Origin of the sequence: Cyclonatronum proteinivorum (genome assembly GCF_003353065.1) — a bacterium.
GTDB lineage: Bacteria > Bacteroidota > Rhodothermia > Balneolales > Cyclonatronaceae > Cyclonatronum > Cyclonatronum proteinivorum.
Map to the genome: position 1 here is coordinate 2,052,821 of NZ_CP027806.1, position 18,467 is coordinate 2,071,287.

General features: G+C 47.3%; 18 protein-coding genes. 16 read left to right on the forward strand and 2 right to left on the reverse strand.

Annotated elements, in window-relative coordinates; all coding sequences use genetic code 11:
* Positions 1-771: 771 nt before the first annotated feature.
* The gene (locus CYPRO_RS07910) at positions 772-2,139 is read right to left on the reverse strand and encodes an alpha-amylase family glycosyl hydrolase (RefSeq protein WP_114984100.1); all 1,368 of its coding nucleotides are present in this window, start codon (positions 2,137-2,139) and stop codon (positions 772-774) included.
* 257 nt (positions 2,140-2,396) lie between these two features.
* On the opposite strand from CYPRO_RS07910, the gene CYPRO_RS07915 reads away from it, so the two are divergent.
* The 13 genes from CYPRO_RS07915 (at position 2,397) to nadD (ending at position 15,316) form a co-directional block, all read left to right on the forward strand.
* Complete coding sequence (locus CYPRO_RS07915) at positions 2,397-4,406, forward strand: PAS domain-containing sensor histidine kinase (RefSeq protein ID WP_114984101.1); 2,010 nt, start codon at positions 2,397-2,399, stop codon at positions 4,404-4,406.
* 310 nt (positions 4,407-4,716) lie between these two features.
* Positions 4,717-6,168, forward strand: a complete 1,452-nt coding sequence (gene sufB / locus CYPRO_RS07920; RefSeq protein ID WP_114984102.1) for a Fe-S cluster assembly protein SufB — start codon at positions 4,717-4,719, stop codon at positions 6,166-6,168.
* An 86-nt stretch (positions 6,169-6,254) separates the two neighbouring features.
* Complete coding sequence (sufC, locus tag CYPRO_RS07925) at positions 6,255-7,028, forward strand: Fe-S cluster assembly ATPase SufC (RefSeq protein WP_114984103.1); 774 nt, start codon at positions 6,255-6,257, stop codon at positions 7,026-7,028.
* Complete coding sequence (gene sufD, locus CYPRO_RS07930) at positions 7,025-8,356, forward strand: Fe-S cluster assembly protein SufD (protein WP_114984104.1); 1,332 nt, start codon at positions 7,025-7,027, stop codon at positions 8,354-8,356. Before sufC ends, sufD begins: the two co-directional genes overlap by 4 nt.
* Before the next feature lie 30 nt (positions 8,357-8,386).
* On the forward strand, positions 8,387-9,649 hold the full coding sequence (locus CYPRO_RS07935; protein ID WP_114984105.1) for a cysteine desulfurase: 1,263 nt from the start codon (positions 8,387-8,389) through the stop codon (positions 9,647-9,649).
* The gene (gene sufU, locus CYPRO_RS07940) at positions 9,636-10,094 is read left to right on the forward strand and encodes a Fe-S cluster assembly sulfur transfer protein SufU (protein WP_114984106.1); all 459 of its coding nucleotides are present in this window, start codon (positions 9,636-9,638) and stop codon (positions 10,092-10,094) included. Before CYPRO_RS07935 ends, sufU begins: the two co-directional genes overlap by 14 nt.
* Positions 10,095-10,129: 35 nt before the next feature.
* Entirely contained in the window at positions 10,130-10,678 is a 549-nt protein-coding gene (locus CYPRO_RS07945) for a NifU family protein (protein ID WP_114984107.1), read from the forward strand.
* A 26-nt stretch (positions 10,679-10,704) separates the two neighbouring features.
* Entirely contained in the window at positions 10,705-11,043 is a 339-nt protein-coding gene (locus tag CYPRO_RS07950) for a HesB/IscA family protein (protein WP_114984108.1), read from the forward strand.
* Between the two features lie 14 nt (positions 11,044-11,057).
* Entirely contained in the window at positions 11,058-11,594 is a 537-nt protein-coding gene (locus CYPRO_RS07955) for a DUF2480 family protein (RefSeq protein WP_114984109.1), read from the forward strand.
* A gap of 89 nt (positions 11,595-11,683) precedes the next feature.
* The gene (gene fni, locus CYPRO_RS07960; RefSeq protein WP_114984110.1) at positions 11,684-12,694 is read left to right on the forward strand and encodes a type 2 isopentenyl-diphosphate Delta-isomerase; all 1,011 of its coding nucleotides are present in this window, start codon (positions 11,684-11,686) and stop codon (positions 12,692-12,694) included.
* A 75-nt stretch (positions 12,695-12,769) separates the two neighbouring features.
* On the forward strand, positions 12,770-13,756 hold the full coding sequence (locus CYPRO_RS07965; protein ID WP_114984111.1) for a polyprenyl synthetase family protein: 987 nt from the start codon (positions 12,770-12,772) through the stop codon (positions 13,754-13,756).
* Positions 13,757-13,829: 73 nt separating this feature from the next.
* Positions 13,830-14,645 (forward strand): outer membrane protein assembly factor BamD, encoded by an 816-nt coding sequence (locus CYPRO_RS07970; RefSeq protein ID WP_164682645.1) that lies wholly within the window; start codon positions 13,830-13,832, stop codon positions 14,643-14,645.
* A gap of 71 nt (positions 14,646-14,716) precedes the next feature.
* A complete protein-coding gene (gene nadD, locus CYPRO_RS07975; protein WP_114984113.1) occupies positions 14,717-15,316 on the forward strand; it encodes a nicotinate (nicotinamide) nucleotide adenylyltransferase in 600 nt (199 codons plus the stop codon).
* Between the two features lie 16 nt (positions 15,317-15,332).
* Here nadD and tadA read toward each other — a convergent pair whose 3' ends face one another.
* Positions 15,333-15,818, reverse strand: a complete 486-nt coding sequence (gene tadA, locus CYPRO_RS07980; RefSeq protein WP_270049199.1) for a tRNA adenosine(34) deaminase TadA — start codon at positions 15,816-15,818, stop codon at positions 15,333-15,335.
* A gap of 121 nt (positions 15,819-15,939) precedes the next feature.
* On the opposite strand from tadA, the gene CYPRO_RS07985 reads away from it, so the two are divergent.
* The 3 genes from CYPRO_RS07985 (at position 15,940) to CYPRO_RS07995 (ending at position 18,331) form a co-directional block, all read left to right on the forward strand.
* Positions 15,940-16,482, forward strand: a complete 543-nt coding sequence (locus CYPRO_RS07985) for an adenine phosphoribosyltransferase (RefSeq protein WP_114984114.1) — start codon at positions 15,940-15,942, stop codon at positions 16,480-16,482.
* A 105-nt stretch (positions 16,483-16,587) separates the two neighbouring features.
* Complete coding sequence (locus tag CYPRO_RS07990) at positions 16,588-17,013, forward strand: hypothetical protein (RefSeq protein WP_114984115.1); 426 nt, start codon at positions 16,588-16,590, stop codon at positions 17,011-17,013.
* A 61-nt stretch (positions 17,014-17,074) separates the two neighbouring features.
* Positions 17,075-18,331, forward strand: a complete 1,257-nt coding sequence (locus tag CYPRO_RS07995; RefSeq protein ID WP_114984116.1) for a coiled-coil domain-containing protein — start codon at positions 17,075-17,077, stop codon at positions 18,329-18,331.
* Positions 18,332-18,467 lie beyond the last annotated feature (136 nt).

The following is an 18,467-nucleotide window of genomic DNA, read 5'->3' on the forward strand; positions in this document are numbered from 1 at the left end:
ATTTTTAGGAATACAGGATGAACGGGATTTTTTGAAATCAGCTTCCCTATCCTGAACCGCGTCCTGACCCGGTTCAGTCCAGCCCTGTCTCAAGCCCGACTCCCAGACGCCCGTCCTCCCGGAAATGCTGCAATCCGGCATTTTTTTACCACCACGAAAAGAGGTGCAGCATTATCCGGGATCTACCAAGCGGGAGCCGCCGCGATGTGATAGCGGGTTTGGGATGCCTGTGCTGAAATGCGTGGGTTCGCTTTTGCAGGGCTGCAACAGGCATGGTCGCAGGTCGAAGCTGGTAGATCCCGGATAACGCCGTTGAGCTATGGCGTTGATAATGATACACCTAAGTGGGCGTTTCCGGGATGACGCCGTGGGGCTTCGATGGGCTGCCGGGGCAGGACGCGTTGCCGGGGCTTTGTTTGCAACGCTGCCATGCCCCGTTGTTCGAGATGGCCCGTTTTTTTGTGAAACTGCGTTCCACTGTCTTCCTTATCCTTTCCGTGCTTTCATTCCGTTTCAACACAAAATCAGCGACGCACTGTAATACTGACATAATGTTCCCTGAAAAAAAGCAACGCATTCATCTTTGATTTGGGATCTCACAATCTGTTACGAAAGACCGTGATGTTCACGGAGTTTCCCCCCAAATAAAAAAAGTATCGGGTGTGGCATACAAGCTTGTGGCAGGTCTGTTAAGGTTGACCTGAATGCAAAAAGCCCGCAACGGGAATCCGCTGCGGGCTTTGGGTTTGTGAAGAATGGGGTTTTGCTGCGTTAGTTGGAGCTCACGAAAACGCGGTATTCCCAGGGTTGGAGGTTGAGGAAAGTGACCATGCTGTCTTCCTGTCCGAATAGTTCGGTGTAGCTTTGGCCGGGAATCGGGCCTGTGATTTCAAAGAGTTGTTCCTGATCGGAGAAGTTTAGTACGACAACAACATGGGCGTCGTCGCGGCTGCGGCTGAAGGCGTATATGGCCTCATCCTGTGTGGTGCTGATGCGCTCCATGGGTCCGCCGGCCGTGCCGTTTTGCAGGGCGGGATGCTGCCGCTTCAGTTGAAAGAGGGTGGTATAGAATTCAGTGAAGGGGCTGTCGAAATCCCAGACGATGGGGTCTTTTTCGAAGAATTCGAGCATGTGGTCAAAACCTGTTTCCTGCCCGTTGTAGATGAGCGGCATGCCTTCCATGAGGCTCATCATAACTGCAAAGGTTTCAACGCCATCGCCGAGGCGGTCGAATTCGGTTCCGGCCCATGAATTTTCGTCGTGGTTGGTGATGAAATTCATCATGTAGGTGTCTTCCGGGAAGTCGCGGCGGAAATCGGCAATGAGGGCGTCAATTTCGCTGAGTTCACCTTCACCGGCAGCGATGCGGTTCCAGAGGTGGTGCATTTCCCACCAGTAGCCCATGTCAAAGGCAGGGTGCAGCTCGGGGTGATGTGCTTCTGCCAGCATGAAAACCGGTTTAATGCTGTCAAGCTCCTGACGGGCACGGAACCAGAATTCGGAGGGTACGAGGTAAGCAACATCCGCACGGTAACCGTCGATGTTGAATTCTTCGACCCAGTAGCGAAGTGCTGAAATCATATAGTCGTGCACTTCAGGGTTGTCGAAGTCAAGCTGAATGACATCGCTCCAGTCGGTGTCGTAAGGGGGCATGAAGTTGCCTTCTTCATCTCGCGCAAAGAAATCAGGGTTGGTTTCTGTGAGCGGGTTATCCCAGGCGGTGTGGTTCGCAACCCAGTCGAGAATGACTTTGAGTCCCAGCTCATGCGCTGTTTCAACGAGTGAGCGGAAGTCATCTTTGGTACCGAACTCGGGATTTACATCGAAGTAATCTTTCACTGAGTAGTAGCTGCCGAGGGTTCCTTTGCGCTCTACTTCTCCGATCGGATGTATAGGCATGAGCCAGATAATATCGATGCCGAGATCACGCAGGCGGGGCAGGTGTTCTTCGACCTTTTGGAAGGTACCTTCTTCAGAAAACTGACGGACATTTACTTCGTAAATGGTTGCGTTTCGGCTCCACTCAACCGGAGAGAACTGAGGTACGGGCGCGGTTTCGGATTCATCGCTGCCGCAGGCTGAAAACACCGTAAAGGCCAGAACGAAGATACTTAGGTAAATAAGCTTGTTTTGAATCATGTAAGTAATGGGGTTCTTGGTTTATAGTCATAATTGCACAATTGAAAGCCAAATATACAGCACTTGGCGTAAAAGTGCCTGAATTAAGCATGTGCGCTGAAAAGGCGAATTTGATGCTTCAAAAGCAAGTGTAAAGTACTATATTTGTGGTATTAATACTGCTTTCGTAATTGTGCGCAATCCCCATTCAGCCCTTTTTATGGTCGTCTGTATTAGTACATATCCTGAATTTTGCACCTATATAATTGCCCTAAATCTTGATCACGCTTTCTTCGGTGAAAGTTGCTGCCTGTAAAGGTACGATCGATTCTATCACCGCTGAGTATAATTCAGCATTTGAGGTTTTGAAGAACACACTCTGTGCTGCTGAGCTGCGGGAGTTGGAGATTGCCATGCGCATATCTCTGTTGTTGGGGCGCGCGCAACCTGTTTGTTTTGCGTCAGGTTGTTACGAAGTGCGCAGTATTCCGCTCCATCATCAAAGTGTGCCGCAGGGGCTGTGCTTTGTAGAGCCGGTAAATCATGCTGAAGGGGCTATAGGTCATGTGCACGGTAATGAACCCTTTTGGTGTGCTGACGCGGAAGGGAAAGTCCTTTGGGCCAATAAGGCGGCGGAAAGGCTTGTGGTATCAGGGATCAAAATAGCGGGTAAAGAAAGTATTGTTGACCTGCAAAGCCTGAAAAAAAGAGAACCGTTGGTTCTCAAGACTACATCCGGGCTGATGCAGCTCAGTCAGGTTTCTTCAGAATACGCAGACTTTATCCTTCTTACAGCGAGACCTTATCCGAAAGCTTCTGATAGTCAAAAAAAGCTTTCTTCCGTCGATTCATTTAAAATGGGTCTGTTTTGTACAAATGAATCAGGTGAGATCATTTTTGTGAATGACACGTTTGCCCGCTTTTTTGGATACCATGATGCATCGGACTTAGGTGAGGCAGTTTCCCATATTCACAGCCTTTACCATTTACCGGCAGAGCGAGATGCGTTTATTAAGCTGCTCAAAGAAAAAAAACAGCTGGAAACGGTTGACGGTGAGTTTGTAAAGCGGGATGGGACGGTGTTCAGGCTTCATGGTACCGTAACGATTCATGAAGATGAGGAGAGCGGCGAAGTTTACTTGCAGGGTGCTGTTCTGGCATCAACTCTTAACACAGCTACCGAGCATATTTTGCTGCCTTATCTAAACCTGTTTGAAAGCTTGCCATTCGGTGTGATGGTTTGCAATACTAAGGGTGAGATTGTTTATGTAAACAAGGGTTTACAGGATTTGCTTGAAACAAGTCATGATGAAGTTGCAGGCAAGACTACTGATGATTTGTTTGAAAGGCCTTATAACAGAGAGGAAGGAGCTAAAGAACGGGGCGTAAAGACCATTTTCAGCCATACGCAATCGAAAGGCAGTCATTACGGCAGATATGTTTTTATTACGAATTCAGGTCGCAGAATAGTAGCCGGAATTAGTAGCACTTTGGTCAGGAATATTATTGGTATTTCTAATGGTATGGTTGTGCTTGTAAGGGATATCACCCTGAAATCTGATGAAGTGCGGCAGCTGCAGCTGGCGAAACAGCGTGCAGACGAGGCCAATGCGCTCAAGGAATCCGTGTTATCTAATCTCAGCCATGAGACGCGAACCCCTTTGACGAGCATTATTGGTTTTTCTTCCATATTGGATCAATATCTGAAAGATGCTGACCCGGAAATGGCAGATTTTGCAAACAACATCAAGAGGTCAGCTGAGCAACTGTTGGTGATCATCAATAACCTGCTTTTGCTGGCAGAAAAGGAACTGAACAAGTCGAAGTATCCGCTGACACCCGTAAATATTACAGCGCTTTTGGACCGGGTTCTTCCGGAAATCGAGCAACAGGCGCGGGTTTCCGGTTTGTCTTTCAGCTTTCAGGCAGCACCTGATCTTATCGTAAACACGAATGCCTATGCCGTTGAGACCATAGTGGATGTTTTGGGTCAGAATGCTGTAAAGTTCACTGAGAAAGGCCATGTGGCTTTTAAAGCGGGTCGGATTAACGGATCTTACATTTTTATTGAGTGCCAGGATACCGGGGTGGGCATAAAACCGGATGCGATTGAGAAAATCTTCGAACCCTTTGCTCAGGAAAGCACTGGCACAACCCGAAGCTTTGGGGGGGCAGGGCTCGGACTGTCGGTTTCAAAAAAGCTGGCAGCTGTAATCAATGCGGATATATTTGCTGTGAGTGAAAAGGGGAAAGGGTCCGTTTTCAGGCTTCTACTTCCGGTGCGATAGCCTTTTTAAGGCAGTTAGGGCTGTTCCTGATCAGACCGTTTTTCACAAAAGACGTCATTTTCAGATTTTCCCGGTAATCCCCCAAAATGCCTTTCAGAACTGCGGGTAATATTGTTGCTTCAGGGCCTTAATCTTATTTAGACCGATTAGACATAGACTCGATTTTTTTGTATATTTGGACCCAACAAAAATAGTAAAGGGCGCTAAGTAATTGTTTTTCATAAGAGAAACACAGAAAATTATTTGAACGGCAACATACGCAGGTATGTTTGGCTACTAACTAATCATTACCAAAATCAGCATAGGTATTATGTCGAGACTCACTGAAGCAGAAGCGGTAGAAACCGCTGCATCCCGAAAGTACAAATATGGCTTTACGACCAAAGTCGAATATGAAGAGTTTCCCAGAGGATTGAATGAAGATATCGTCCGGGAAATCTCAAGACGCAAGGACGAACCCGAATGGTTACTTGAATTCCGGTTGAAGGCTTACCGGCAGTGGCGTGAAATGGAAGAACCCGACTGGCCGAATGTTGAATATGAGAAGCCTGACTACGAGAATATCGTCTATTACTCATCTCCTAAGGAAAAGCCTAAGCTTAACAGCCTTGATGAAGTTGATCCTGAAATTCTTGATACATATAACAAGCTTGGTATTCCGCTTGAAGAACAGAAAATGCTTGCAAACGTAGCCGTCGATGCGGTATTTGACAGCGTATCGGTTGCTACCACATTCAGAGAGAAGCTTAAAGAAGCTGGCGTCATCTTTTGTTCTATCAGCGAGGCTGTGAAGGATTATCCCGAGCTTGTAAAGAAGTATATGGGAACTGTCATCCCAACCAATGATAACTTCTTTGCGGCCCTGAACTCAGCCGTTTTCTCAGATGGCTCCTTTTGCTTCGTACCCAAAGGCGTAAAGTGCCCGATGGAGCTTTCAACCTATTTCCGTATCAACAATCCCGATTCAGGACAGTTTGAGCGTACGCTTATTATAGCGGAAGAAGGCGCAGAGGTAAGCTACCTGGAAGGCTGCACGGCTCCCATGTTCGATACCAACCAGCTTCATGCTGCGGTAGTAGAGCTTGTAGCCCTTGATGATGCCGATATTAAGTATTCAACGGTACAGAACTGGTACCCCGGTGATGAAGAAGGAAAAGGCGGCATTTTTAACTTTGTGACCAAGCGCGGTATCTGTAAAGGCGAGCGCTCCAAGATTTCCTGGACACAGGTTGAAACCGGCTCTGCCATTACCTGGAAGTATCCAAGTGTAATTCTCAAAGGGGATCATTCTATTGGCGAGTTTTACTCGGTTGCGCTTACCAACGATTTCCAGCAAGCCGACACCGGTACCAAAATGATTCACTTGGGTAAAAACACCCGCAGCACTATTATTTCTAAGGGTATTTCAGCCGGAAAATCACAAAACAGCTACCGCGGTTTGGTGAAAATTGGCAAGAAAGCACAGGGATCCCGTAACTACTCTGTCTGTGATTCCATGCTTATCGGCAGTGAGTGCGGGGCGCACACCTTCCCTTTTATTGAGTCTGCCAACAATACTTCTTCTGTAGAACACGAAGCGACTACAAGCAAAATCGGTGAAGATCAGATCTTCTATCTGCAGCAGCGCGGACTTGATGAAGAAGAAGCCATCTCACTGATTATTAACGGATTCTGCAAGGAAGTCTTTAAAGAGCTTCCGATGGAATTCGCCGTTGAAGCGACCAAGCTGTTGAGTATCAAGCTTGAAGGTAGCGTAGGCTAATTCAAACCTGACTATTAAAGAAGGGCGCTGAGCTTCAGTACCCTTCATCTTTTTTTATCAAACCATCATCATAAATAATTACTATCGTGTTAAAAATAGTTGACTTACACGCACAAGTAGAGGGTGAGGATATTGAAATCCTCAAAGGTATCAATCTTGAAATTAATAAAGGCGAAGTCCATGCCATCATGGGACCAAACGGCAGTGGTAAAAGTACGCTGGCCAAAGTCGTAGCCGGTCATCCCGCTTATGAAGTAACTGCCGGACAAATTTTCTTCGACGGAGAAGATGTTCTCGAGATGGAACCCGAAGAGCGTGCGCTCGCCGGGCTGTTTCTTGCTTTTCAGTATCCTGTCGAAGTACCGGGTGTGAGCAACGCTATGCTCATTCGCCAAAGCGTTAACAACATCCGGAAAGCCCGCGGACAGGAAGAACTCGACCCGCTTGAGTTTGAGGATTATATCGCTGACAAACTCAAACTTGTCGAAATGGACAACAAATTCCTGGACAGAAGTGTAAATGCCGGTTTTTCAGGCGGCGAGAAGAAGCGTAACGAAATTCTTCAGCTTGCTGCCATGGAACCCCGTTTGTCATTGCTCGACGAAACCGATTCTGGGCTTGATATTGATGCGCTACGCATTGTCTCAGAAGGTATTAATGCGCTCCGCAGTCAGGACAACGCATTCATGGTAGTAACGCACTATCAGCGCATTCTGAACTACATCAAGCCTGACTTTGTGCATGTACTGATGGGCGGCCGTATTGTTAAATCCGGTGGCAGCGAGCTCGCGCATGAGCTTGAAAATCAGGGATACGACTGGCTAATTAAAGAAACACACGTAAACGGAGAAGTAAAATGAGTACCGCCGTTCAGTTTGAACAATCAACCTATTTGAACGAGCTGCACTCTGGTTTTTCGGTAACGTCAACCGGCGTTGCTCCTGTAGAAACAGCCCGCGAGAAGGCTGTTAAAAACGTACAGGAGTGGTCCTTTCCGACTCCCCGTGACGAAGACTGGCGGCAGCTTTCCCTTAAACCGCTATACAGAAATGCATTTGTACAGCCGTCTGCCGCTGAAATAACCGCGGAAGATGTGTCTGATTTTCTAATGCCGGAGTCCGCCAAATCCACCTTGGTTCTTCTTAACGGTGTTTTGGTACCGGCACTTTCAGAGACATCAGCTTTGCCCGAAGGATGTTACGCCGGTTCTGTGAAAAATGCTCCTGAGTTTGTTGTTAAAGCGCTAGAAACGCACTTCGGGAATGTAGCCCGTTACGAGCGCGATGCTTTCACCGCATTTAATACGGCAGTATTGGAAGATGTGATTGTTGTATACACAGCCAAGGACGTCAAAGTTGAAGCGCCGCTGCATATTCTCAATCTCACCGATGCGCGTTCTCTGGCTGTTGCAACTGCTCCCCGCGTATTTATTTTTGGGGAGCGTTTCAGTGACGCGACCGTTGTAGAAGATTTTATCGGTCTGGGAACTGAGCCTTATTTCAACACTGCAGTATCTGAAACGGTACTCGAAGATGAGGCGCATGTGAATCACATTAAAGTACAGCGTGAGAATAGAAACGCGATTCACATCAGCCGTGTAGCTTCTTTGCTCGGTCGCGGAAGCAATTATAATTCTTACACAGTCTCAAGTGGTGCGTTATTATTCCGCAATGAACCGCTTTCGCTCGTTGATGCTGAAAATGCACACGCTACGCTTGACGGCCTTGTGATGGTAGATGGTAATCAGGTTTCTGACACGCACAGTACCTTAGATCACCTTAAAGCCAATTGCACAAGTCATCAGCTGCATAAAGTCATTGCACTTGGCGAAGGAAAGTCTGTCTTCAACGGAAAGATTTTTGTTCGCAAAGATTCGCAGCAAATTGATGCGTTTCAGGAAAACCGCAACCTGCTCCTTTCTGAGACAGCTGATGTTTTCACCAAGCCGCAGCTTGAAATCTTTGCAGATGATGTGAAATGCAGTCATGGCGCGACTATTGGTCAGCTAAGCGATGAAGAATTGTTCTACATGCGCAGCCGGGGCTTAAGCCGAAAGACAGCTGTCCAAATGCTCACCTACGGCTACGCGCTTGATGTAATTGAAAACATTCCGGTTGAAAGCCTTCGTGAACAACTGACACTTCTTGTTGCTGACTTCACAGGCAATGAAGCCGTGCCGCAGGCATAACCCTGCTTAACACCCGAAACAATCGATTCTGTGAACGAATCACTCGTAAATACAAAGGCAACTCCCGGCCGGATCTTACAGATCCGGCGGGATTTTCCTGTTCTCGAAAGACAGATACACGATAAGCCGCTGGTCTATCTCGATAATGCTGCTTCAACGCAGATGCCCCGTCAGGTAATTGAGACGGTTTCAGCCTATCACACCTATCATCACTCAAATGTACACCGAGGTGTACATCAGCTGAGTCAGGAAGCAACGGATTTATATGAAGGTGCGCGGGAAAAAGTCCGTGCGTTCATAGGTGCGTCATCCGTGAAGGAGATAATTTTCACAAGCGGCACAACCGACGCGATAAATCTTGTGGCGAACAGCTGGGGCAATCGCAACATCGGCCGGGATGATATCATACTGATTTCGAATATGGAACATCATGCCAACATTGTACCCTGGTATATGCTGGCCAAACGAACAGGTGCAAAAATCGAAGTCATACCTGTTCTGGATGATGGTTCTCTCGACATGGATCAGTTCGCAGCACTTGTCCGGAAACCCAATGTAAAGGTTGTGTGCGTCAATCATGTGTCTAATGCACTCGGTTCAGTGAATCCTGTTGAACAGATTTGCCAAATCTGCCGTGAACGCGACATCTGCACTGTCATCGACGGCGCACAGGCCATTGGTCATTTTCAGATTGATGTTAATCAGCTCGGGGCAGACTTTTATGCCTTTTCAGGGCACAAAATGCATGGGCCTACCGGCATAGGTATTTTATACGGACGGGAAGAATTGCTTCAGGAAATGGATCCCTACAAAGGCGGCGGAGACATGATCCTAAGCGTTTCTTTTGACCATATTTCATGGAATGAGCTTCCCTACAAATTTGAGGCCGGTACACCTGCGATTGCACAGGCAGTCGGTTTAGGCGCTGCCGTTGATTATTTGAACGGGCTTGACCGTACCTACCTGGCAAAGTATGAAGATGAGCTTCTCGCGTATGCAACCAAGCGGTTGGGCGAAGTTCCCGGTATGCGACTGATAGGCACAGCTCCCCAAAAGGTGTCGCTGAATTCATTTGTGATCAAAGGCGTGCACCCGCACGACATTGGCAGCATTCTCGACGGAGAAGGTGTAGCGGTTCGTACGGGTCAGCATTGTGCTGAGCCTGTCATGGATCGGTTCTGCATTCCTGCAACAACCCGGGCGTCGATGTCCATCTACAATACTTTTGAGGAAATTGATATGCTCACAGAAGCGCTGCTTAAAGTAACGGAGCTTTTCGATGTTAACGACTAATCGCTCAAAGAATCTGTATCAGGAAGTCATTCTTGATCACAACAAAAGCCCGCGTAATTACAGGGAAATTGAAAACTTCACCCATTTTGCGAAGGGGCATAATCCGCTTTGCGGCGATAAGCTGGATGTTTATTTGCTTGTAGATGATGCGCAAACGGTGCAGGATGTGAGCTTTGTCGGAGACGGCTGCGCTATTTCCAAAGCTTCTGCGTCAATCATGACAACCATTGTAAAGGGCAAATCCATCGAGGAAGCGAAAGCTCTTTTTACCGGTTTCCATGACATGGCCACAGGTAAAGCGGAACCGAGTGATGATCCTAAATTGCGCCGTCTGCAGGTTTTTGCCGGGGTGAGAGATTTACCCGCCCGTGTAAAATGTGCAACCCTTGCCTGGCACACCCTCGATGCCGCTTTAAAGGACAAAGACGAAGTTTCAACCGAATAAATTTTAATGTATCCAAAATCATTTGGAGATCAGATATGCCAAAAATAGCCGAAATAGAGCGTACACCGAACCCAAACGCCATTCGCTTTGTACTCAAAGACCCTATATCTCAAGGCGTAACCCGATCTTATGAATCAGCCGAACTTGCTGAAAAAGACCCGCTTGCAAGTCAGCTGTTTCAGATCGAAAACGTAATCAATGTGTATTATGTCGATAAGTATGTGACGGTTACGCAGGATGGCTCAGCCGACTGGAATGACCTTTTGCGTAAGCTTGCCCCGCCGATACGGGAAGCAGAAGCCATTGGTGTGCTTGAAACAGACGATGATGAAGTTCACCTTAGCAAAGAGGCTATGAATGATCCGCGTCTTGTTGAAATTAATCAGATGCTGGATGAGCAAGTGAGGCCTTATTTGCTTGCTGACGGAGGAGGTCTGAAAGTGCTCGGTTTAGAAGGAAACATACTGAAAGTTCATTATCAGGGGTCTTGTGGCACCTGTCCGACAGCAACAACCGGTACCCTTTATGCTATCGAAAGCATGGTTCGGCGAATCCACCCTGAGATTGAGGTGAAAACCATTTAACCCAACAGCAATCCATTTTTTGAACGATGGCCATTACAATCACAGAAAGAGCGGCAAAGCGAATTCTCGAGATTAAAGATCAGGAAAGCCGTCCGGAAAGCGCTGTTTTAAGAATTGGTGTTGCCGGTGGCGGATGCTCCGGTTTAAGCTACAAAATTGATTTCGATAACGAAGGCCCTTCGGAAAACAGCAAAGATCAGCTGTTTGAAAGTCAGGGTATTCCTATTGTTGTTGATATGCGGAGTTTTCTGTACTTAGCTGGCACAGAGCTTGACTATACCGACGGTTTGAAAGGGCAGGGATTTCACTTTGTAAATCCTAATGCAAGTCGTACCTGTTCTTGCGGTGAATCTTTTGCTGTTTAGAATTGAAACCTACCATGATTGAAAACAAAGTCGCAAAGTCAGGACTAATAACACTTGACCTTGAAATGTTTCGGGGCAAAACCCCCGTACATGCGTTTGACCTGAAAGACTATCTGTATATGGAGCTTATCTTACGCGAGAAAGATTTTCGCGAAGCGCTCCAAAATCTTGACTGGGAGCCTTATTCAGACAGCGTCATCGCTGTTTATTGTTCCGCTGATGCCATTATTGCGCATTGGGCGTATATGTTGGTTTGCAGTCACGCACAGGCCGTCGGGGCGAAGGTGCTGTACGGCACGCCGGAACAGGTTAAGCTTATCATCATGCTGCAAAATGTTCGGGCACATGATTGGTCACAGTACGATGGCAGAAAAGTGCTCCTTAAAGGATGCAGCCATGAAGAGCTTGATCCGTCGGTTTATGCAACTGCAACACAGCTCCTGCTTCCGTATGCTGACCGGCTGATGTACGGGGAAGCCTGTTCTTTTGTGCCGGTTTACCGCAAGCCAAAAGAAAAGAAAGTCAGGCAGGACGCACAGCCGGCGGGCTGAACGCTTGCTATTTCAAATCATCTGTTTTTTAGAATCAGGCAGAGCATTTCGCTTTGCCTTTTTTCATTTATCTACAGCCTTAGCACTACATGTCGATTCAAAACCGGAAGAAAGATCACGTATCGCTCTGTGTGAGCGGTAATGTCAACTATGAGAAAACAACGGGTTTTGAACAATACGACTTCCTGCACAATGCGCTTCCGGAAATTGCACTGGATGACATTGATGTATCTGCGGAATTGCTGGGCAGACGGTTTTCCTTCCCGCTCTTTATTTCGTCCATGACGGGGGGATACAGCGGAGCGGTCGCTGTGAATGAGATTATCGCTGAATTTTGTGAATCGCGCAATCTGCCGTTTGGGGTTGGCAGTCAGCGGGCTATGCTGGAGCGTCCTGAAGAACGTGCTTCATTTCGGATTGCACGGGAAAAAGCGCCAACGGCATTTATCGCCGCGAATATTGGCGGATGTCAGCTGCCGCAATTAACGGGAGATGACATTCAATGCATGCTCGATGTTATTGAAGCGAATGCACTCATCATACATCTCAACCCCTTGCAGGAACTGATGCAGCCGGAAGGCGATCGTGATTTCAGCCATGTTTTAGAAAACATTGAACGACTATGCAGGCAACTTGAAGTGCCTGTTATGGTGAAGGAAACCGGAGCCGGTATATCAGGGCTGGTGGCTGCAAAGCTCTACAAAGCCGGTGCTGCAGTCGTAGATGTTGCCGGTGCCGGCGGAACGAGCTGGAGCCGTGTGGAAAACGCCCGCGCTTCGGATCCAAACAGTCTTTTTGATGACTGGGGAATCCCAACGGTGGTTTGTCTCGAACAGATTTCGGCGCTTAAGGTACCGGGCCGGCAGCTTATCGCTTCTGGCGGCATAAAAAACAGCCTGGATATTGCCAAAGCACTTTGTCTCGGGGCAGATTTTGCGGCCGCGGCACAGCCTGTGATCAAAGCGGTCATACAGGACGGCAGGGAAGGATTGGAAGCCTGGTTTGGACAGCTCAGGCGCGACTTCACCTTTGCGCTCTGTTTACTGGGTGTTTCTTCAGCTGAAGGGCTGAATAAATCTTATCTCATTAAGCGTCAGTAAGTTTTCAGCTAAGGTTCCGTTTAGGCTGACAAAACCGTACCTTTGCTCAGCAATTTTTAATGATACTTTTTTGGTTTGAATACTGACAGACTCCTTTCCAGTTTAATCATCGAAGCACTCAATGCGCTTCCTGTCCCTTCGCGGCCTAAAAGTCTGTATGACCCGGTGTGCTACACCCTGGGTCTCGGCGGCAAACGCATACGTCCCAAGCTTGTAATGATCGGCTGTGGCATGTGCGGTGGTGATCCCCGGCAGGCTGTTAATGCAGCACTCGCAGTTGAGCTCCTGCATAATTTCACACTCATTCATGATGATATCATGGATCAGGCTTCATCCCGCAGGGGAAAGCCCGCGGTCCATGTTCGGTGGGATACGAACGTGGCTATTTTGAGCGGCGATGTGATGTTCAACATGGCATTTCAGCAATTAAACCACTACACACCCGAAAACGGATTTCCGCCGGAACTCTTTGGGCAGCTTCATCACATCTTTTCAGAAGCTACACGCATTGTGTGCGAAGGGCAGGCCCTTGATATGGAGTTTGAGACAGCCCTTGAAGTGGACCTTGACGATTACATCCACATGATAAGCTGTAAAACGGCCGCCTTACTCGACGCTTCCCTGAAGATGGGTGCGCTTATAGCCGGTGCCAATTCTGAAACGGTCGAAACCATCGGACGGCTTGGTCTCGAAGCCGGTATTGCTTTTCAGATACAGGATGATCTGTTGGATGCTGTTGCTGACCCCGACAAATTCGGTAAACGGGTAGGCGGCGATATCTATGAAGGCAAAAAAACGTGGTTAAGTATAGAAGCCTTAAAACGTGCTCAGCCGGAAAAAAAAAGCCGCATTTTGGCCATTCTCCAAAACTTTTCATGTACGGAAGAAGATGTTCGCTTCGTTGTGGACGCCTATGAAAAACTTGGCGTACTCGCCGATTCAGAAGAAGCCATAAAAAATCATTATATTTCATGCCTTTCTGCGCTTCGTCATTTCGAAGATTCGGCCTATAAACAGGCGATTCTTCATCTGATTGAAACTCTCAGGGATCGCGAAAACTAAACCAAGGTTCCGCTCACTTTCATTAACGTCCAAAACGTAAGCTTTGAAGTTATCCTCATCATCAGTTTTAATTTTGCTGACCCTAATTCTGGGCAGCTCCCTTTTACTCAGTTGTACCAATCAAAATCAAATCCGTCCGGGAGACTCTCTTGAAGTAGCCTTCGATAAAGCGATGGCTTTTTATGACCGCGGGCGTTTCGGTGACGCGGCACAGGCTTTTGAAACGGTAATTACCGTTGGTCGCGGCACGGATATCGGGCAGGAAGCACAGTTTTTTCTGGCAGAGAGCTATTTTAAAAACAGACAATATCGCTTAGCTGCTTCTGAATATCAGCGCTATCACATCTTCTTCAACCGCTCCGACAGATCACCTGACGCTCAGTTTATGGAAGCTTACAGCTATTACCTGCTGAGTCCCCGCTACGAGCTTGATCAGACAGACACGTTTCAGTCAATCGAACTTTTTCAGCTGTTTGTGAGCCGAAACAGGGCGTCGCCCCGGGTCGAAGAAGCGGTTCAGTATATTGATGAAATGCGTGAAAAACTGGCGCAAAAGAATTTTTCTGCCGCCAATCAGTATATGCGTTTGGGGCGCAGAACGGCCGTAAACTTCAGGGCTGCTGCCATCTATTACGGTCTTACGATCGACAGATACCCTGAAACCAGTTTTGCAGAAAAATCACAGGCAAATCAGATTCGGGCCTGGGTTTATTTTGCTGAAAACAGCACGCTCAACCGTCAGGAAGAACGCTTTAACAAGGCAATCGAGTCCTATGAGACCTATGTGCAGCTGTTTCCGCGCGGTGCGAACCGTTCATTGGCTGAAGAATATTTCGACCGTGCGGTACAAGGGCGTGATCAGGCAGTAAGTCAGCTTGCGAACCTTTAGAAGCCGGATGTAACCCAGCAAAGCTGAAGCTTTGACAGGGTTACCGGACGGGCTGGTAGTCCCATCAAATTATGCGACAGACAGCTGGGGCAAAAATAATCGGTATTTACGGGGGCAGTTTTGATCCGGTACACAAAGGGCATGTTTCCGTTGTGAAATCGGTCTTATCAGACGGCGCTGTAAATGAAGTTTGGATTACCCCTGCTGCGCAATCCCCATTTAAGCACAATGGGGCCGTTTGCCCGTTCAGGCACCGCTCAGCGATGCTTAAACTTGCATTTCAGGATGAAATGCGGGTTCGGGTTTGCGAAATTGAACAGGAGCTTCCGAAGCCCAGCTTCACCCTGCAAACCTTGCGGACCTTACGTGCGAAATATCCTGCTTACAGCTTCATGCTGTGTCTGGGGAGCGATAATCTGCGTCATTTTACCGCATGGCATGGGTATGATGAAATACTGAAAACAACAAAACTGCTTGTAGCCCTGAGACCTGCCTTTTCAGCTGATGCGATTCCCAAAGAAGTCCTGAAGTCTGTGCAGTTTCTGAACCATCAGCCTGTAGCTGTTTCCTCAACCGATGCACGTGCGAAACTGCGTACCGAACAGTTTTCGCATGACGTTCCTGATGAAGTGAGCGCCTATATCAAGGCACATAAGCTGTACGAAACCTGAATTATGGCTACAGGTCTTATCGTCTGCCTTTGAAGAAAAGCTTTAACAGCGCACTGCATTCTTCTTCGAGTATACTGTGTACAATTTCAACCTGATGATTGAGCTTTTGGTTGGATGAAACGTTCATCATAGTACCACAGGCACCTGTTTTGGAATCAAGGGTGCCTATGCAAATCTGCTTCAGACGTGCAAGCACAGAAGCGCCGGCGCACATCGGGCATGGTTCAAGCGTGACATAGAGCGTACATTCCTTCAGGAATTTATCGTTCAGCGTGCTGCAGGCAGCTGTAATTGCCTGCATTTCAGCATGGGCGGTAGGATCGCTTAAGGTCTCCACAAGATTATGACCACGTCCGATCACCTGATTTTTATGGACTACCACTGCGCCAACCGGTATTTCTCCCTTCTGCATTGCGAGCTGAGCCTCATTCAAGGCAAGGCGCATAAATCGCTGATGATTGCGCCATGCAGAAGGATCTGTAGGTTGCTGAAACGGGGCCAATTTTTTAAGTCGTGATTAATTCAGTATTTTAGTTAGTTATTAGAAATGTAAGCATTCAAATGGTAAAATTGTCGTTTTTATATTCATCAACAATCTATGATCTGTCCCGGGGAAGAGTGCTATGGATTCCATAACTAAAGATGAGCACGCGTTTTTGCTGTCGTGCATTCGTGATATTCCGGATTACCCCAAGAAAGGGATTATTTTCAAAGATATCACGCCGCTGCTGCAAAATCCTGAAGCTTTGAAAATCACCACCGAAGCCCTTACACGTCCTTATCGTGGTAAAGAAATCGATCTTGTGGTAGGACTTGAATCACGTGGTTTCTTGTTTGGTCCGTCCGTAGCCCAAAATCTGGGTGCAGGCTTTATACCCGTCCGTAAGCCCAATAAGCTGCCTTTTCATAAAATTGCAGCAAGCTACGAACTTGAATATGGCGCAGATACGGTTGAAATGCATAGTGATGCCGTAAAAAAAGGACAGCGGGTACTTATCCATGACGATTTAATTGCAACAGGTGGTACTGCCGCGGCAGCTACTGAGTTGGTGCAGAAATTAGGTGGCGAAATTGTCGGCTATTCGTTTCTGATAAACCTCAGTTTCCTTAACGGAAAAGACAAGCTCGATAAAAACGGGCTTTTTGAGGCCGTAATAACGCTCTGATATTTGCGTATTTTGTAGCTGCAATTGCCGTAATTTTCAATATTATCACACGACCCTAAATAACCCTAAAACAGTATGATGACAAAGAATCTAATTCATATATCCATGCTTGTGCTACTGACGCTAACGCTTTCAGCTTGTGGCGGTCAGATGGTAATTCAAAATGTGAATTTTGCCCACCCCTTTGAAATGGTAATGGAGGCGGATGCAGAAGCCAATGTCTCAGATACCCGCTCCGGACTTACCTTCAGCATGGACAAAATTCTTGAGAAAGAAAATATCAGCCGTGCCGACTTTGCGGGCACAAGTGTCCACATGATTCGTAATCAGGATGGGCTGTACTTTTTGACTGCCCCCGGCTTCCGTCATGTATTTATTCTTGAAAGCGGCGAAGGTGAGTTAAAAGAAGCTGAAACGGTAAGAATACCCGGAGAGCGTTTGCAAAACCCTGCATTTAACCAGCGGGCACCCTTCATTCAGCTCGTTGACGGCGACCGCACCTTCAGTCTTTCCGCAACCGGACTAAATTAAGCCCACACACGCTATTGCGTATTAAGATTTTAAAACACAAACAAACCAAAGTATTTTTATCATGAATCTTTTTGTCAGAGCATGCTTCATCCCTTTGTTCCTGATATTTTTTGCAGGGATAAATCAGGATATTATTGCACAGCAGTCTGATTTTCAAATTGTTCGCTCCTATCAGACGGAGTACAATGCTGTAATGGGGCAACTTCAGAATATTGAAAGTCTTCAGGATGCCGAAGATGTTATCCTGCGAATCAATCAGCTTGAGCGTGAGTTTGATGAGCACGCATCGCTTATCAACCGGTTTATTTATCCGGATGAGTTTACGGCGCAAATCAGCAATCTTCGTGAAATTTCCCGTGCGGCACGCGCTTACCTCGTCCGTATCGGAGAGCAGGCGGAGACCATAGAAGAGCTGACAAATCAGATTTCGGAGCTTACCTCCGAACTCGAACGTTTCAGCGACGAAACAGAAAGCCTGCGTTCGCAGCTCCAAAGCATGACACGCGACAGAAATGCGAACAGAGCAATGGCACAGAGTCTGAGACGTGAGCTCGATTCACGCGACGATTTCATCCTGAATCTTGTGGATTCCCTGTTTGTAGCCTACGATAACCTTGATATCGCAAGCCTGACCGCAGCTGAGCGACAGGAAATGACGCTGCGCGCAGACCGTGAAAACGTTGTAGGACACATTCAAGGAATTGTCGAAAGCAATATTGATTTCATTGATACGCACGGCGATTTATCAAGCGAAGAGTTTCTGCGCCTGCGTACGGTTCAGCAGCGTTTTTCAGAATCATGGGGAAGCCTGGGGACACGCCTCGCCGAAATGTATGAATCCTCTGCATCGCAGCAGGAGCAGGTTGAACAGGTTAACGACCTGATGACAACCTGGAATAACCGGATTGAGCAGAGCGTCTGGCGTTCACTCGAAAACAGTTTTGCAAATGCAGGAATTAACCTTTCCTCTTTCAATAGCTCTGCCTCGTTTTATGCTGCGCTTAATACGCACATAGACGGAGCCATCCAAAGAACCATGGAAGAAGGTGGTAGCGAAGAAGAGTTAAGCCGCTACAACACATTTGCAGGCATCTGGTTCAATGATGTGAAGGAAAGGTGGCATGCCTTTATCGTAGAAGGCCGCGTGCTTACCTTTGAAAATATGGCTACAATTGACCGTAAGCTGAGTGACTGGAACGTAAATGCACAGCCTCCGGGACCCAATTATCTTCTGTTTGTCATTTTACTCGGGCTGGTTGTCCTAATCCTCCTGGTAGTCGTACTTACAAAAGCTTCCGGTACAAAACCGGCAAAATAAATCTGTTCAGCTTTACAGCTTTGAAGATTCAGAAAGGTGGTTTGCGGTGTTCTCTGTCCGCGAATCACCTTTTTTTATGTGACTTATGTTTTTCGAAATGAATCAGCAGTTTGCTTTGTTGCGCTTCATAAGTTAT